Below are 16,487 nucleotides of genomic sequence, written 5' to 3' on the forward strand. Positions count from 1 at the left end.
GCGGTCTGGGAGCTCGACTATCAGGAGGCATCTACTATTCGCATGTCAAAATAGATATATCCCGCATACTTATAGCCTGGTCTAATTGTTCCATCCAAAGCCTGGTAACCAATTTTCATCCCACTGGCCGAACGGAGTTGATCAAAGTTAAGTAGGTAACCACCGGTTCTTGAACTATTTGCGTTGTTGTAAAGACGAGAAGAGCCAGCTTCATACGACAACTTGAAGAGACGCTCGGAGTGTAGCGCAACACCATCCCAAATGCTGGCACTGTTGTCCGCTTTTAACGTCATCACTATTGTCGCACTAAGAGAAGGTTTTGTTTCGTAAGATAGTAGAGCCGTTGCACCCTGAATCCAAGAAGGAGACGAGGCGTCAAAGTTGTCCGCCGCGGAGTTTTCATAGAAGACTCTGAAAGTGAGCAAATCGCCAGGGGCTACCTTGACAGCATTTTTAAAGGAATGTCCTGCTACCTTTAGATCGCTATTTGGAATTACAGTAAAGAAATCGCGCTCATCACCATAATTGGGATTGTTCGTAATGCTGTTTAATACAGCGTACTGTGCCGGAGACTCGATGGTATACAGTTTCCGGCTTGGGCCCCAACCAGCGTCAGTAGAAGTGGGAGTCGGAATTGTCGCTTCAGGATTGGGTGGTATTGGCGAGGACCGAACTTCGGGCGCCCCGTCGAAAGTGATACCGAATACCTGCATAGCGTCCGACGTGACAGCTAGACCGCCGATCAAGATAGCAAGTGCAAATGACGGTATCCAAACGAAAGGGTGTCCTCGCACCACCTGAATCACGTGTTTTACACGTGACCCCCAAACAGGTCTACTATGCCGGCCGGAAGGCGGCGTTGGTACCGTCATGACTTTTCTTCCCTACATCGAACCGCCCTTGGTAGAAGGATAGCTCTCCCCGGGCCCTAGCCAGGCTTTATCCGGCGCAGTTCAAGCTGTGCCGTTGGTGAAAAGGGCCGAAGGTCGCCACTACGTCGCCGACCTAAGGGTACTGAGGCGACCCTGTAAAGGGCATGCGCTAACCCAAGCCCACATTAACTTGGTGTGGGAACGGGTCCGACGGGACAGGTAGCACTGCGAGGGGCCCTACCAGTATCAGAGAGCCAAGTCTGACGAACTGGAGGGGACAGAGGCTCGTACCCACACGACGCATCACCACGGAGTAACGCGGGGTAGTCAGCTCAGAAAGAGGCCGCCAAACAGCAAGATGAACGTGCCGCGGCGCAGGCCAGCCAAAAACAGCAAAACCAAGGCCGCGAACTTTAGCCCCATGCCTATCTTGCTGCGCTCAGCTTGAGGTATCCGTGGTGATCGGCTGCAGCCGTCGTGGTGATCGCTGGCTTTATGGTGCCTCCACGCCTGTGCGTCGATTCCCTACTGGTTAGTCTTGGCGAACATCGTCGATGTAGTGTCCGTATGCATCAAGGTCGAGTGCAAGTACCGTACCAAGCCGGGAGAGCCTCTTGTATAGGCGCATTGCGAACCATATGAGTTGCTGGTCTGATGGCGCGTAGATCAGTTCGTCGTCTACCCTTTCCACCGCGCCGTCTTTTACAGCTATGGCGAAGTCCAGCCGGTCTGTTATGCCGCCGCCGAGTAGGGCCTTACGAGCGGCTTTCCCTTGAATGTCCTTCCAAGTCGTGTCGGTGGCGAGGATCCCTCCGAGTATGGGCTTACTGGCTGGCTCCTGAGGTGGGTAAGTTCCTCCTGCATGACGGATACCTACTGACGTTCGATGCAGTTTTCGGACACTGGCGATCTTGTCCCGTGCATATTCAACGTAGCCCTTGCTCAGCTCCGGTTTGGCCTCGAATATCGCATAGATGCTTTCAACAGGGACAAATGTAAGGTCTCCTTGCTTGAAGAAGAGGGGTGAGTACTGTCGGTCATAGATGGCTACATCTATTTGCTGGCTTTGTTTACCAAATGAATCGATCGCGAAAACGCTGCCCACCCCGTACCGCTGGGGGAGGAAGTCGCTGAGCATGTGTATCCAGCGTTCTTCAGTGGCGTCACCTTTTGCGGTTGGATGGTTGGTGAACGTGGGCATGAGCCCGAGGCCTGAAAGCATGTGTTTTTGCTTGGCCGCAAAGGCCTTTCTCAGGTTAAACGAGGTGCTTTGGCAGGCTTCGGTTCCTAGGCTTTCCGTAGTTTGTTGGTCCATGGTGCACTTTCTGGCCTGGTCGCGGATTGCCAGGTCCTAGTCGTTTTTTGAATGGTCAGGGCCGAGCAGAACTTCGGCTATTGGGCCGCCAGCTCTCCCGGGGTCAAGGATTAGGGTCGGATGGTACCGAGGTCCTTCTTCGGCGTGGTCTTCCCATTCGTAAACCACTGTTCGGAGGGTGTTTAGAAGGCGGCCAATCAGCACGGCCATGGGGTAAGGGCCATGGAATGCCAGGTGGACCTCGGCGCGCCCGTTGGAGGCTGCGAGCTCTTTAATCTGCTGGGCGATGGAGGAGCTAAGCCGCCCGGCCTCACGAGCATCAATCCGACTTGTGGTTGAGGTCACTATTACTGCTTTGGAGAACGCTTGATCGGATGAGTTGAGCAGCCGGTCGAAGGCTGTGCGGTCTGCTGCCGGGGTGAGGGTTACAAAGACTGCGACCCTCTCGCGCGTATCCTCGGCTTGTCGCGTTGAGAGGTTGATATCTTCAATGCTGATGATGTTGTCAACTGGGTCGTCGGGACTTGCTCCCGAGCTCCAGGCGACGTTGGCCGTGTCTGTGGCTTCGACTCTTCCAAATTTGGTTTCAGGGAGTGCTGTTCCAAGCGCGAGTGCAATGGAGAGATGGGCGCCGCCAAGGATCCCCACGTGAGATGCCCGAGCTGCATATACGGCGTCACTGATGAGGGGGAGCGTCTTCTGAAAGAGTCGCAGTCCTTCGTGTGACGGAAGGCGGCCTTGGTCTCCTGCGCTGAGACGGATGTGTAGGTCCTCGTCATCCGCATCGATGGCATACGGTGTTGGCCGGCTTTGTATCCTGATGGTAAACGCTCGGTTGGTTGCTCGGAGCGTGGGCTTCCGTTGCTCGACCCGGTGCATGAGCAAATCCCGGGCGATTTCGAGTTCACCGGTTCCGTCAAGCATGTTGCTTTGCTTCTTGTCGGCGAGGATGCGCGCGGGCGAAAGGCGAAGGAGCCGATCGGGGGCGTCGTAGTCACAGGCGGAGGAACTGCCAGGCCGGGATACCGCGTTCGCGATGCTGAGGCTGAAGGCAGGGTTGTTATCGAGTTGGAGAAGCCGTGGAAGTTCACGCTCCCTGACGATCTCGCTATGAACGATATCGGGGGTTACGACGAGCACTGCCGCTGAGAGTCCTTGGGTCAGAGCTTGCTCGAGCCGGTCTGTGGTGGTGCCGGCCCGCAGATCACGATAGTCGCGCCACACCACGAGGCCGGTTGCTCTCAGTAAGTGTTCCAATCGTGCGGCCTGATGCGTACCGTCCGATTGGCGGTACGAGATGAAGACTGGCCCGTCGCCACGAACAGAAGTTTCAGGAAGGGGACCGAGTGGCTGGAACCTATGTTCGGGGGATATTACTTGGACTTGGCTGCTGCCGATACGGCCAAACCGTTGACGCCGCGCAATGACGCCGTGAAATGGTGCTGTGTCAGACGTGGCGCGTACGATCATCGCGACGGGTCCCTGGCTGGTCTTAGCGATTGCGCGTAGCGCATTGATATCAATTAGGCTCGGCCCGACAGAGGCTGGGTGGCTGTGCCATTCGCCGACGTATCCGACGAGGTCGTCTTTGGCACGGTCCTTGAGGAATTCTTTAAGGATTGCATTGGCTTTGACGTCATCGCGCACATAGCGGTTTGTTGACGCGAGGGCGCTGCTTACGGTCAATGCGTGAGTGACCACGATGGTGGCTGATTCGTGGTAGCCAAGAAGGATACCGCCCGCCTCGGTCGGCAGGTTTTTCGCTGATTCGGCGGAGATCGTTTGGCTCGCCTCAGGGCGTAGTTCGATGCGGGCCGGGTCCCGGGTCAATTGTTCTTCCTTTCCGGGACACGGATGAGGTCGCGTGCTTCTCCAGCGGGGTGGACGGCACGCTCCGTGAGCAGTCCGATGCTGTGTCTTACCGCTGCGGCTGCTGCCTCTACCACGGCGTGGGGCGGTGTGGGGGAGATCGGGCTTCCGCATCCAGCCTCAAACAGCATTGGGGCTTTAGTTCTTTCGTTAAATGCCGTTTCAAGTCGGGGGACGGAAGAAGCCCCATCAATAGGGGGCAAAATATCGACTCGATAGGCTGTGCCGTCATCGTGGAGTGAAGCCGAGAGGATGTGGGTGTCCAGGGACTCGGCCACAGTGTGCAGCAGGGCGGCCGTTGAGAAGTCGGCGGTGGCGTTCACAACCAGGTTGTGGCTGCTGATGAGACGCGCGGCTTTCGCAGGGTTAGTCAGGTCATTGTCGTCGACCTGGATGTCTTCATGAGTGATTTCGTTCCGTGCGACAAGGTAGCGTTTCACAGCCTCACCTTTCGATAAGCCCACGGCATCCGGTCCCACGAGATGTCGAACGATATTTCCCGGCAGGACCAGGTCTCCGTCCATGAACGTTAGGCGGCCGATTCCTGCGCGTGCCAACATGTCGGCAATGAAGGAGCCGAGGGCTCCCAACCCGATGATTGCAACGCTTTTATTGCTCAGTTCGCTACGGTGAACACCAGCGCGGGCGGTTCGGGCCGCAGAAGTATCTGCTGCAGATTTTAGACGCCGTGCCGCGATTTCACCGCTGACCGTGGGCCAAACTTCCAGCAGAATGGCACCATCTTGCTCGTCCCGTCGGTACCTTAACAGCACCACAGAGACTTCATGGCGCCTGATCCTTGCATCGAGCTTGTTTCCAGGCTGGACCAGGGCGCTGATGTCCGCCCAGGTCCGCGGCGGTATGTCGACTTCCCCGACGTCCGCTACGTATGCCGCGCGGTCATTGCCGAGATTCGCGCGCTTCTTCGGGAGTGCGCCCTTGCCTGCCCGCATGGTGTTGTTCTTGGCAGGGCGAAATCGAAAGGGGCCATCGCCCAACAAAGCAGGCTCTTCATAAAGGTAGGTCCTCGTGTCCTTTTCTGACGGGCGAAAGTACCGGTCCAGATCCAGATCAGGGCGGTCATCCGGCCAGCCAGTTGTTGCTTGCGAAAGCCAGTCTGCAACATGCTCGAGGAAGACTGGCGCTGCAGTCCACCAGAGCCCGTCGTGATCATCTTCGGCGATCAGGCAGAGGGCTCCGTCTAATTCGCGGTGCCACGACCATGGCACGGCATCCGGTAAGACGGGTGTCACTCTGGGCGGCTTGAAGGGAAACCGCGCAGGAAAGGAAATCAGGACTTGGGTTGAGTTCGTGGGCGCACCGGCCAGCCCTATCCACCCCTGCTGTGTCTCCTTGAAGCCGGCTCTGATGAGCCCTTCCTCAAACTGTTGACGGACGTGCGCTACGGCATCGGTATAAGAATCCAGACTCACCCAAAGGTCCTCGGTCCTGCTGGAACCGTTCGTGCTCCTGCCGAAATCGCGGTTGCGCGTTTGCTGCCGTCTTCGTTGAACCCTGGAGGCATTTTGAAAACAGTCTCGTCGTTGCCGTTCTTGCCGAACAGCTTTTGGAATGACAAGGCAGACTTGCCCATGTCCTCTTCCTCGAGCGCGGCACGGGCTGAAATAGCTGCATCGGCGAACCGCCGCCTCGCCGTCTCGAGTTCGTCCTCAGTGGCACGAATACTGATGGCCTTTCCCGGAAGCGTTGGGTCTTTAAGGCCGATACCGTACACAACGAAGTTGTTGATGATCTTGGCGACTTCTTCCAAGGCGGACACGTAGTACTCCGCGTGATCGGTTCCTGACACGAGACCGGACTTGAAAGCCTGATAGGTTGCCACCTCGATGAAGAATCCCCCAGGCTTTGCGCCACTGCGAAGCAGTGCTCGGCGGGTTTGGCGCAGCAATTTGACAGTGGGGACGTAGTAGCCGTTGTGGCCCGCATTCATTTCACTGGAGAGACTAGTCAAGCCTTCGGGGTTGGTTTGAACCCACTTGTCTTCCTCCCCTTTCTGAGGAATTTCCCACGTCGTTCCGTCCCAGTGCGGCCGCGCTGGCACAGCGTCCACGTCAAGGTCGTATTCCGGGAACGCAATCTTCAGGCTCCGGTCCTGACGCACCGTGCGACGTCGACCCTGAGCATCCACACCGAATTCAGCGTGAAGCACCTTAAAGAAGTGATCGAGGATGTCTTTGGATGTCACATCGCCCGGCAACTTTTGCATACGGACAAGCACGTCGACATCCTTGACGCGCTTGATGGACACGCTTCGTTTGTACGAGCCAATCAGGACAGGGTCGACGCCGTACTCAGCCAGCTTGGCGTCAGCACTCAGGGCTTGGCGTACGAGTTGATGAGCTTCCGGCGCATTTTCTTTGTCGTCACCCGGCTCGATTGAGCTCAACGCCTCTTTGAACTGCTGAATAAGGTGAGCCAAACGAGGCCCTCCGATCCTTGGTGTGGAAATGGAAATGGTTCGAGTCCTTCACTCGCGAAGTACCACTACTGATACTACATGTAGCAAAAAACTTCGTAGCAACCACAATATGTTGTGTTACATGTCTGTATTTTCTTCGATCATGCTGGCAACCCTTTCTCAAGAATCGTCTACCTTCAGCTCAAGATTTGCTCAAGAACTTGCGTCGCAGCTGATGTCTCCCAAGCACGCGAACTGATGAGCAAGTCAGACTCGGCCTGCATGGCGTGGCTGGCCTGTTGGAGACATCCCTGCCGGGGACGCAGCCAAACAGGCGCCGAGATCCGTTGGCCCTACAGCGATTAGACCCGCGCTGGATGGGGTTGCCGGATTGGCGGGGGCTTCGAATGTACGCTGGGGATATGGCCGATGGGGAACCTACCGCACAGACGAACAAGCCAAAGAACAAGGGCACCTGGAAGCGCAAAAGCCTGGCCAAGCGGCAGCGGGACGCCCGGGAATGGCTTGAACGCATCGTCCCGCCCGAACGGATCACCGACGACCGCGTGGACGAGCTGGCAGACGTTGTCGACAGGTACCGGCCCGGGACCAAGTATCAGCTCATTGCCGACGCCATGGTCAGAAACAATGAAGTTCCTACCATCGAGAAAGTCGCCGCACGCTACGAATCCCGCAAAAACGCCTGGCTGCGCCGCAACGCAAGAACCTCTTTCATGGAGCTTCCCCCGGCCGCTGTTGACCAGCTCACCGGGATGATCCGTGCCTCCTGGACACGTCGCGGCCATGGACCCACATGGTCAGAGATCCGCGCCGTGATGAACTGGGACCGCGCCCAAACCCGATACGCCCTTACCAGGCTCCGCGACGACGGCCTCATTTCTTTCACAACCGACAGCGGTTCCCTCACTCTGGCTGGCAAAGCTGTGCGTGGCACGACCGATGCCAGGAAGTCGGCGTAAACGCTGCCTAGTTGCCATACCTAGGGAGAATCAACCAGATTACGCGACACGATCCGCGGCAAAGCGACCCTGCAGCAGCTGATCCGCCGGCGCCGCATATCCCAGGCTTTCGGACCAATTGTCCAAAGCGCCCTGGACAATTGGCGCAGTGACCAGTGCCGGAGAACTGGATTCGTCGTTGAAGCCGCGATCTGAAACTTACTCGTCCGTGATTCCAGGGTCACCCACGGTTCCTTGCTCCAGTGCAGCGGTGATGGCTGCGGGGGAGGGGAGTGCTTCGCGTTCCTTGGCCGGGAGCGTTTCGTAGGTGTAAGAGGTGACGGCGATGGGCTGGGAGGAACCGTCCAGGGCGTAACGGACGGTTGGTTCGTGCTTCGACCCGCACACCAGGATCCCAACGGCGGGCGCCATGCCGGGAAACTTCACAAGGTCATTGACTGCGGCAACGTAGAAGTTCAATTGCCCTAGATGCTCTGGCCGGAACTTGCCGGCCTTTAGTTCCACAACCACGAACCGGTTTGTGGGCACGTGCACCAGCAGTAGGTCGATGTAGAAGTCCTCACCCTCGACGTCCAGATGATACTGGCGGCCATAGAACGCGAAGCCTCGGCCGAACTCAGCCAAGGTTTGGGTCATGCGTTGGGTCATGGCCTCTTCTATGGCCAGTTCCTCGGCCTCACTGGTCAGCCCGAGGAAGTCCAGAACCAACGGGTCTTTGGCGACGTTCTGGGCCAATTCGGCGCCATCGGCTGGAAGACGAGCCTCAAGGTTGTTTGGTGCGGCTCCTATCCTTCGGTGCAGGCCTGTGGCGATCTGGTGTTCGAGGACGGTGAGTTTCCAGTTCTGCTCAATGGCCATGCAGGCGTACCAGTCACGGACTTCTGGGTCCTTGAGCTTGAGCAGCTCGATGATGTGTCCCCAGGCCAACGCGCCGATCCGGTCCCGTGTGTCCGGATCAGTAAAGTCCCAAGTGGCCGCGAAGGAGCGCATGTAGAACAGATTGGATCGGGAGAACCCGCGCATATTGGGAAACGAAGCCTTCATGTCCGAGGCGAGGCGTTGCAGGATCTTCGAACCCCACGGTTCTTGGGCTTGGCGCTGAAGGATCGTAGCTCCGATGGCCCAGTACATTTCCACCATCGCCGTGCTGGCTGCTTGCTGGGCGCGCAGCTGAGCTGTTGTCACCAGTTCTTTCAATGAGGCCAGTGTTCCGCTGTATCCGTTGGGCAGCTCCGGTTCGATCATCGACACGCAACAACACTACCGGGAACCCTGAAAACGGCCGACAGCTCAATTGTCCAAACCACTTTGGACAATTGCGACGTTGACCAGCGACAGCGTCCGCTCGGGACTCAGACCGACGGCGGCTATGCTGCACGTTCCACTGGACGCCGGGGAACTTGTGTAACGGAGAGTCTCCCATGTCAGGCGACGGTTGGGCGAGCGATTGTGCAACGATGCAATAATCGCTGGTTTACTTTACATAAGGTCCGTTATCGGCCTTTCAATCAGGGGACTCGGCCCCGGGGAGTGGCAGCACTACGAGTTCTGTTGCCGCTTCGGCTGGTGTCGACGTTGGGGCTGGCGGGTCACTGCTGCGGACCACTGGGGGGCTTCCGTGACTGCTTCTTTTGTCTACTCTGGAACCGGGCGACCGCAAAGGGAATGCATTCCCCACCGTGGCAGGTTCCGCGCGTCGGCCGTTATGCGTACTTGATGGGCAGACAGCACATGAAGCGTTGATGGGCGGATGGGCGGCAAGCACAATGTTGGATCTTCAGATGCCTGAGGCATTCGCATCAGACTTCTCGAGCCGTGGAGCTTTCGCTGGGCGGACTGCTAGAAGTTCAACGACTTGTCTCCGAGATGATCAGCCAGTCCGGAACATCCTCAGAGCTGCTGGGTCCCGCGCGGAAGGTATTTCAGTCTGTCTCGAACTCCGGCCATGCACACGATGGTTCTTCCGCAATCGTTCTTCATTACCTCGGGGAGGAGGCTGCTGTTCAGCCGTCTGGAGAAGCCGCGCTGAAGTAGCGCTACCGCGAAGTGCTGCCCGGTGCCGGGTGGATGCCATTGCCACCAGCACCGGGCAACATCAGCGTTTGCTGGCATCACCCGATCCTGGCCATGAAAACGCAGCGTAGGCAAAGGGTCAGCAACTGCTGCATGCACTGGAAGGCTGCCGCGCACCTAACAGCCTGCAATTCCCGTCTTGTCTCGGCTGCTTCCGCCCTTGTCGAACCTCAGTGCGTAACAGACACAAAGCCTGGCCATCGCCGCTTTCGAACGCGACGTGGGGTTGTGGACCAAGTCGGACTTGGAGGGCGGGGCAGTCATGCTGAACTTCGATGCGGCCGCCTCCCGAGGTGAATCACTTAACCAATTGCGGAGCCGATTGCGGCGCTTTCAATACCTCATGCGGATCTTCGAAGCATAGCTGCCAAGGAACACCCGGAAGGGCAAACTGCCCGCCTTGTTGCGGAAGGTTCTGCAGTGTCGCACCAAGAAGGCTTCCAGCGTTGGTGGCAATTACCACACCGTTCTGATCCAGGATGCACGCACCGGCGGGCAAAGCAAGCAGCAGTGGCTCAAAGTCTTCCTGCAGCTGCTTTACCAAGACGTCGGCAGAAGCTACGCCGACCATACGGCCGTTCCGCCACACGCCTTTGCTGAAAGTGACTATGTACTCGTTTGAACCGCTCGCATCCACAAAAGCCCCTGTTGCTTGGACGAGGCCTTCCTCGGCTGGATCCGCCGGCCACCATGGCGCAGTCGCAAAATCGTAGTCCGTCCAGTCCACCGTGAGTCGCTGGACCGATTCCAGGCCCGACGATGCCGAACATCCGATTACTTCAGCTTCCCCAAAAAAGGAGGGGTCAGTGATGAATCCCAACGCAGATATGTCAGGGAAAGCTTGTATCAATCCTGTGCGTGCAACAGCGTAGACGCCTTGTAACTGCTCAGATCTACCGGGCTCAGACTCCCCAAGGGCAGAAAGGGCGGCTTCTTCAATCAACTGGATGGCCGCAGCGGCAGTCTTTCCGAGGTTGGCTGCAAGTACCTTGACCCCTGAAATAGCCCGATCGGTTGCAGCGTCGTCCATATCGGCGGCCGCTTGGCCTACCCCTTTTGAGATCCGAAGATCGATGAGCCTATTCATCTCCGTACGTACATGATCCTCTGCCAGCGCACGGGCAAGCCGGGCGTCCCCGTCAGCAATGGCCGCGACAATCGCCGCGTGCTCATTTGCGGCATTCAAGGACGCAGTCTCAGTTTGGCTGTGAGCCCAGATAAGAACCCCAACTTCAGCTTGCATGGCCATTTCTTCCCGCGTCAGTCGGACGGAGCGGGCCGCAGCCGCAACCTCCATATGAAAGCGGCTGTCTGCCCGCGCCAAATCCGTCGGTTTCCGTGCCACGCGAATTGCCTCACCCAGCGAGGCAAGGCGCTTGAGGGGAATCAGTTGGCGGCGTTCTGCAGCGGCGGCAGCCGCAGAGCCGGCCAGGAAGGCGCGATACTCGCGGATATCACGCAGATCGTCGAGGGAGTAAGTAGCCAACGCGGTTCGCTGCGCCTCCGTGAAATGCTCAGGATTTGCCCGGACGAAGCTGCCTCCTCCATGGCCACGCCGCGTCACGAGGAGCCCCCAGTGTCTTAACTGCGCCAACCCTGCCCGGAGGGTGATGGTCGAGACTCCCATAAGAGTCGAGAGTTCGCTTTCGCTTGGGAGCTGGAAACCATCCTCCAAGACACCGAGCTCTATGGCATGGCGAAGGCGCCGGGCAATCTCTTCGCTGCGTTCGCCCATGTCCAAAGGCGCGAAGGCCAACTGTTCTCTCCAAGTCACCATCACAAGCTACCCCTTGCCCCTGTCGTTCTCATTAGGATATCAGATGCGCCATTGACATTTAACCTCAAATGTATGTACTCTGGGGGAAATGATGAACCTAACAGAGTGATCCTCCATACGATTCACATGCGACGCGGTTGCACCAGCCTTATGAGAACTGAGGCTTCAACTGCCGAAGAGCAGATCCCAGCGATATGCCGAAATGAGAATCGTTCTGGGCCGTTACGAGAACCGGCCAAGTGTAGGCGAAGGCGGTTTCTTCCAGCTTCATCGTGAACGCCGGATGATTCAGCCCGGTTCAAGAGATTCGGCACCGCCGGTGCAGATTTCAGAAGTACGACAAGCCCAACTCGAAGGCTTGACCCTTAGGGGCCAGCGCCCTGGATGAAGAATTACACGAGAGGTGATTAACGTGAAAACCTTAGATCGGAAGGCCCCAATGGATCCGAAGACCTTGCGCACTGTCCTTGGTCATTACCCCTCGGGGGTAACAATTGTCACTGCGATGGATGAGTCCGTACCGGTGGGTTTTGCCTGCCAGTCTTTCCATGCTCTGTCCCTTGAGCCCCCGATGGTGGTCATCCTTGTAGGGAAGAGCTCGACCTCCTGGCCGCGCATCCGCTCGGCCGAGACGTTCGCAATCAATGTCCTGTCTAAAGGACAGGAAGCGCAGTGCCGCGCTTTTGCAGTGAGCGGAGCAGACAAATTCGCCAGCGTAGAGTGGGCGCCGAGCAGCTATGACGCACCGATCCTCGAAGGCAGCTCGGCATGGTTCGACTGCAAGCTCGAATCGGAATACGACGGCGGAGATCACCTGATCGTTACGGCACGGATTCTGGACATGGGCACAGCCGAGGAGCACACACCTCTCCTATTCCACCGGGGCACCTTCCGCACGCTGGCCCCTGAGGAAGTCGCATCATAGCGGGATGCCATAAAGCGGACCTTCCTGACGGTGTGGACCCTTTCACCGCGCATCGTCCCACACGGCTGGGTTCATACAACCCCCGGCAGGTTCCCACGGTGTCCTCTACGCCACCTACTGCAGATCAAACACAGCTCCGACTCTCCGAGCCGGACAAATAAACACTGTGTCTTTATTGCAAACAAATGTTCCAAGTATCGAAGATGTCGAATTACGTGGGTCGATGCAACACCCGAGGTCAGCTGGCTATCAGTAAATCACGAAGTGACTCGCCCGGAGTATTCCAGCCGAGTGAGAATGGGCCAAGAGTCCGGGCACTGACACATTTAATGAGGAAACTGAGTATGGAAAGACAGAGTTGTCGCTGCTACTTCCAATCCCGTGCTTTCAACACGATAATGGATAATATGTAAAGCTGTTGCCTTAGGCAACTAGCCGCTTGCGGGTGGCGCAAATGAGAAGCTCCGGCTTAGGGCAATGCCCAAGCCGGAGCTTCGTGTCTTTGTGCGTTTCCATTGCGGCCTAAGCTACCTCAACTTCATCGTCGTCGCCGACGCCCGCCCAAGCGATGTAGCCCGGGACTGGCTTGTTCTTGGGGTTGAGGTTCAAACTGTGGGCTTCGTACAGTTTCAGATAGTCCAACGGCGCCGTCTAGGTCTGTAATTCGTCCTCCGAGGAGCTGATGCGGCAACAGGAGAGCGCTGTCGTGGAGCGTAACGGGTGTTGCCTCGATGACTCGTTCGATGTCGCCTGCTTGTTCTGTTGCCGTACTTCACCTGCTACCTTGACCGATCCAATATCAGCTACGCAGCGCTGCGTATGAACGTCGATATCGGTTTGTCAGAGACCGCGTTCGGCGTGGGGGCGGGTATCTTCTTCATCGGCTACGTGCTCGTCCAGGTTCCGGCGAACCTGATGCTCACCAGGCTGGGCCCGCGGCGATGGATCGGCATCATCGCAGTGGTGTGGGGGATCATCGCCCTCTCGATGTTCACCGTGCAGGGGCAGGTGGAATTTACATCCTCCGGTTCGTGCTCGGTGCAACCGAGGCAGGCCTTTTCCCGGGCGTCTTGTTCTACCTGAGCCTGTGGTTCCCGGCCGTTCGACGTGGCCGCGTAACTGCGCTCTTGATCGTCGCCGGTTCGACCTCACCGCTCGTCGGAGCGCCGCTGTCAACGTGGCTCATGGAGCTCACGGACGGACATGCTGGCCTGCACGGCTGGCAGCTGATGTTCATCATCGAGGCCATCCCTGCGATCCTTCTCGGGATCTGGTGCTTCTTGCGTCTCCCGGAGAAGCCAGGAGCGGTAGCATGGCTTTCCAATGACGAGAGTCGCTGGCTACAAGGCCGACTCGACCAGGAAACGGCCGAGATCCTCGAGGCGAGCTCCGGGGCCAACCGCCTGCGCAGCGCTTTCTCCCCGATTGTGACCGGTCTGGGCCTTATTTACCTTGGGTTCGTGTTCGGGGAGTACGCCATCGGGTTCTTCCTGCCCTCGATCCTTGAGTTGCTCAACGTCGACTACAACCTGGGGTTGGGTGTCACGCAGATCGGGCTGCTCGGTGCGATCCCGTACCTGATCGCCGCTGTCGCTATTATCGGCTGGGGTCTCCTGTCGGACCGGCGCAATGAACGCGTCTGGCACACCGTCGTCCTCCCTGCCTTTGTTGGCGCCGCCGCTATCATCTGGGCCGTGTTCTCCGGAAATATGGTGTCCGCCATCATCGCGTTCAGCCTGACGACCGCAGGTGTTCTGGCAGTTGCCGGCGAAATACGTGACCGGTGTCGCCGCTGCGGCGGGCATCGCTCTGATCAATGCCATGGGCAACTTCGCGGGCTTCCTTGGCCCGTCGATCACGGGTGTGCTGAAGGATGCCACCCGTACGTACGCATCTGGCCTGTGGGTGCTGGCAGCGTTCCTCGTTCTGTCCGCCGCCGGCACGCTCCTCATTGGGCTCAACCTCAAGCGACGGGACCGAGCGCCCGCACCGGAAGCGGTCGAGTCCCGCTGATCACGACGCGGAGCGCCGGGAGTTCAGTCGTCGAGAAGTCGTGACAGGAGCTTCCGGTGCTCCGCATGCATGAGGTGGCTGGCCATGATGGCGGCCCGGTAGTCACCGTCGAGGATCCCGGCAGAGATCGCCTCGTGCTCGTCGAGCAGATGGGCGCCCATGGTGTTCGCGCGCGGGCTGAACTGGATACTGCGAAGGATTGACTCGTAGGCATCGTCGAACAGCTTTAGGAGGTGCTCTGAGCGCGCCGCCGCGACGATGGCTCGATGTAGGGCGACATCCGCCTCAATGGTGTTCGCGCCAGTGGCTACGGCGGCTCGTAGGTCGTCGAGCGCCGCGCGGACGGCTGTCATGCCCTCCTCATCAACGCCGGTCGATTCGGCTACGCTGAGTGCCCCGCTTTCCAGAACTTCGCGCATCCGGACGATGTCGATAAGCCCGTGGACGTCGAGTTCCTGCTCCTCTTCTCGGTGAGCGGTGGAGATCACGAAGGATCCCCGTCCCATCTGCGACTCGATGACTTCCATCGCCGCGAGCGTCCCGAGGGCTTCACGAATCACCGGCCGGCTCACGCCGAACTCGTCAGCGAGTACCCTCTCGGACGGCAGGCGGGTGCCGAGCGTGTACTCGCCGCGACGAATACGAGTGAGAAGCTCGTTGGCCACACGGCCACGCTGCGTGCCGCTGTGCTGATCGATCAGCTTGTCCCCCTGACGCTCGAATGAGTTCGGTGAAAGCCTATCGGATGCCTTTTCTATGCGAAGAGGCGGTTGCGCGTCATGGCCGAGTGGGCTGCGCGCAACCGCCTCAGCGGATGGGTTGCTCAGATCGCGGCGAGCACGTCCCGCAGCGCCTCGCGGTAGAAGTCGACGTCCGCTTCGGTCATCGGCGTCGAGAGGCACCCTGTTCCGCGCAGCATGAGGTTCACGCCACGGTTGAGCAGTCCGAGTCGCACCGCCGACCACAGAGCGTGGTCGGACTGCAGGTGACGGGCGAGCGAGTTCACCGGTTCGTGGTTGATGCTCACGTGGAACATGGACCCGAAACCGTTGATCTGCACGGTGCGACCAACCCGAGCGAACTCTTCGACAGACGCCTGGGCGAAGCCGTCGCGAAGGCTCTTGAGGCGGTCGTACTCCGCTTCGTCATATGCGCGGATCGCGGCAAGCCCTGCCTGAAGTGCCACCTGGCTCGCGGTGAAGGTACCGCTCTGCGGCATCGGTGCGTCCGCGTTCGTCAGCGCCGACATCAGCTCTTTGCGTCCGCCGAAGCCCGCCAGCGCGAAGCCGCCGCTGATGATCTTGCCGACGGTGACCAGGTCCGGCTTCACGCCGAAGATCTGCTGGGATGCGCCGTAGCTTGCCCGCAGTCCCTGGATCTCATCCAGCAGGACGAGTGCCCCGTGCGAATGTGCCTGCTCGAAGATGGAGTCAACGAAGTCATGAGTTGCGGTTACTAGACCGTTGTTGCCGAGGAACGGTTCGAACACGACGACCGCGATCTCGTCGCCCCACTGAGAGAAGGCGTTCGCAACTGCGGCCGGGTCGTTGTACACGGCGGTGATCGTCGACACGTCGTCGAGGCCAGCGGAGCTGGGCTGAGCTGGCCGGGCGGATCCCGGTGCCAGCGCGGTCGTGTTCCAGATGTCCTGGACAAGACCGGCCTCGGAGCCGTGGAAACCTCCCTCGAACTTCAGGACGCGCTTGCGACCAGTGAAGGCACGGGCAACGCGAATCGCGTACTGCAAAGCCTCCGAGCCGGTGGTAGTGAACCGGATGACCTCAAGGGTGGGGATGCGACAGCGGAGCTCGTTCGCAAGCTCTGCTTCTTCCACGCTCGGCGTGCCCAGGGCCTGACCCGTCTTCAATGCTGCCTCTGCGGCGTCGGCGGTGGCCTTGTGACCATGGCCGTGGATGAGGCTGGTGTAGTTGTTGATCAGATCGAGGTACTCGTTGCCGTCCAGGTCATGGAGTCGCGCCCCGACGCCGTGCGAGGCGTAGAACGGATATGGCGGGTACGCCATCGTTCCTCGGGACACTCCGCCGACGATGGTTCGGCCTGCCGCTTCGAATGCGGCACGCGACCGCGGCGTGCGCGCGATGTACCGCTCCCGCTCCCCAAGCACCAACGTCTCAATCGTATTCATAGGCTGCTCTCCTTGACTTCTTCAACTGGTCTTACCAGTATGACCAGTTTACTGCTGCACCACAAGCTTCGAGCGAGAACGGAAAGGACGAAGAAAGT

The 16,487-nt window shown here is 58.7% G+C and carries 13 protein-coding genes; 4 read left to right on the forward strand and 9 right to left on the reverse strand.

Translation table 11 applies throughout. From position 1 onward, the window contains the following. Positions 1-20 precede the first annotated feature (20 nt). From J2Y68_RS15170 to J2Y68_RS15190, 5 genes are all read right to left on the reverse strand, one after another. Positions 21-872 carry a hypothetical protein gene (locus J2Y68_RS15170; RefSeq protein ID WP_309994608.1) on the reverse strand — a complete coding sequence of 284 codons (852 nt, stop codon included), beginning with the start codon at positions 870-872 and terminating at the stop codon, positions 21-23. A gap of 532 nt (positions 873-1,404) precedes the next feature. Further along, complete coding sequence (locus tag J2Y68_RS15175) at positions 1,405-2,187, reverse strand: DUF6602 domain-containing protein (protein ID WP_309994610.1); 783 nt, start codon at positions 2,185-2,187, stop codon at positions 1,405-1,407. Positions 2,188-2,223: 36 nt separating this feature from the next. Next, positions 2,224-4,017, reverse strand: coding sequence for an SAVED domain-containing protein (locus J2Y68_RS15180; protein ID WP_309994611.1), 1,794 nt, complete (start codon positions 4,015-4,017; stop codon positions 2,224-2,226). Beyond that, the gene (locus J2Y68_RS15185) at positions 4,014-5,489 is read right to left on the reverse strand and encodes a ThiF family adenylyltransferase (protein WP_309994613.1); all 1,476 of its coding nucleotides are present in this window, start codon (positions 5,487-5,489) and stop codon (positions 4,014-4,016) included. Before J2Y68_RS15185 ends, J2Y68_RS15180 begins: the two co-directional genes overlap by 4 nt. After that, positions 5,486-6,496, reverse strand: a complete 1,011-nt coding sequence (locus J2Y68_RS15190; protein WP_309994614.1) for a nucleotidyltransferase — start codon at positions 6,494-6,496, stop codon at positions 5,486-5,488. The genes J2Y68_RS15185 and J2Y68_RS15190 overlap by 4 nt, the downstream gene beginning before the upstream one ends. A gap of 401 nt (positions 6,497-6,897) precedes the next feature. Between J2Y68_RS15190 and J2Y68_RS15195 the strand changes: the two genes are divergently transcribed. Further along, complete coding sequence (locus tag J2Y68_RS15195) at positions 6,898-7,455, forward strand: hypothetical protein (protein ID WP_309994615.1); 558 nt, start codon at positions 6,898-6,900, stop codon at positions 7,453-7,455. Between the two features lie 198 nt (positions 7,456-7,653). Here the strand turns inward: J2Y68_RS15195 and J2Y68_RS15200 are convergent, their stop codons facing one another. Then, positions 7,654-8,700 (reverse strand): YhcG family protein, encoded by a 1,047-nt coding sequence (locus J2Y68_RS15200; protein ID WP_397335209.1) that lies wholly within the window; start codon positions 8,698-8,700, stop codon positions 7,654-7,656. A 1,126-nt stretch (positions 8,701-9,826) separates the two neighbouring features. Further along, positions 9,827-11,305 (reverse strand): GntR family transcriptional regulator, encoded by a 1,479-nt coding sequence (locus J2Y68_RS15205; RefSeq protein ID WP_209754682.1) that lies wholly within the window; start codon positions 11,303-11,305, stop codon positions 9,827-9,829. 439 nt (positions 11,306-11,744) lie between these two features. Between J2Y68_RS15205 and J2Y68_RS15210 the strand changes: the two genes are divergently transcribed. The 3 genes from J2Y68_RS15210 to J2Y68_RS15220 all read left to right on the forward strand — a co-directional run bounded on the left by J2Y68_RS15210 (position 11,745) and on the right by J2Y68_RS15220 (position 14,287). Then, positions 11,745-12,230: a flavin reductase family protein gene (locus J2Y68_RS15210; protein ID WP_209754680.1), complete on the forward strand. Its 486-nt coding sequence runs from the start codon at positions 11,745-11,747 to the stop codon at positions 12,228-12,230. Positions 12,231-12,992: 762 nt separating this feature from the next. Continuing rightward, positions 12,993-13,313, forward strand: coding sequence for an MFS transporter (locus tag J2Y68_RS15215; RefSeq protein WP_309994617.1), 321 nt, complete (start codon positions 12,993-12,995; stop codon positions 13,311-13,313). Beyond that, positions 13,262-14,287, forward strand: a complete 1,026-nt coding sequence (locus J2Y68_RS15220; RefSeq protein WP_309994618.1) for an MFS transporter — start codon at positions 13,262-13,264, stop codon at positions 14,285-14,287. Before J2Y68_RS15215 ends, J2Y68_RS15220 begins: the two co-directional genes overlap by 52 nt. Here the strand turns inward: J2Y68_RS15220 and J2Y68_RS15225 are convergent. Next, positions 14,267-14,908, reverse strand: a complete 642-nt coding sequence (locus tag J2Y68_RS15225; protein ID WP_209754674.1) for a FadR/GntR family transcriptional regulator — start codon at positions 14,906-14,908, stop codon at positions 14,267-14,269. The two genes, J2Y68_RS15220 and J2Y68_RS15225, sit on opposite strands and share 21 nt — an antisense overlap. Positions 14,909-15,066: 158 nt before the next feature. Continuing rightward, complete coding sequence (locus J2Y68_RS15230; protein WP_309994620.1) at positions 15,067-16,389, reverse strand: aspartate aminotransferase family protein; 1,323 nt, start codon at positions 16,387-16,389, stop codon at positions 15,067-15,069. Positions 16,390-16,487: the final 98 nt, after the last annotated feature.

This window comes from Paenarthrobacter nitroguajacolicus (assembly GCF_031455195.1).
GTDB lineage: Bacteria > Actinomycetota > Actinomycetes > Actinomycetales > Micrococcaceae > Arthrobacter > Arthrobacter nitroguajacolicus_D.

Excerpts from the sequence above, each read along its gene's own strand:
- J2Y68_RS15170 (WP_309994608.1), bottom strand. The coding sequence starts at position 872 with ATGACGGTACCAACGCCGCCTTCCGGCCGGCATAGTAGACCTGTTTGG.
- J2Y68_RS15175 (WP_309994610.1), bottom strand. The coding sequence starts at position 2,187 with ATGGACCAACAAACTACGGAAAGCCTAGGAACCGAAGCCTGCCAAAGC.
- J2Y68_RS15195 (WP_309994615.1), top strand. The coding sequence starts at position 6,898 with ATGGCCGATGGGGAACCTACCGCACAGACGAACAAGCCAAAGAACAAG.
- J2Y68_RS15200 (WP_397335209.1), bottom strand. The coding sequence starts at position 8,700 with ATGATCGAACCGGAGCTGCCCAACGGATACAGCGGAACACTGGCCTCA.
- J2Y68_RS15205 (WP_209754682.1), bottom strand. The coding sequence starts at position 11,305 with ATGGTGACTTGGAGAGAACAGTTGGCCTTCGCGCCTTTGGACATGGGC.
- J2Y68_RS15210 (WP_209754680.1), top strand. The coding sequence starts at position 11,745 with ATGGATCCGAAGACCTTGCGCACTGTCCTTGGTCATTACCCCTCGGGG.
- J2Y68_RS15230 (WP_309994620.1), bottom strand. The coding sequence starts at position 16,389 with ATGAATACGATTGAGACGTTGGTGCTTGGGGAGCGGGAGCGGTACATC.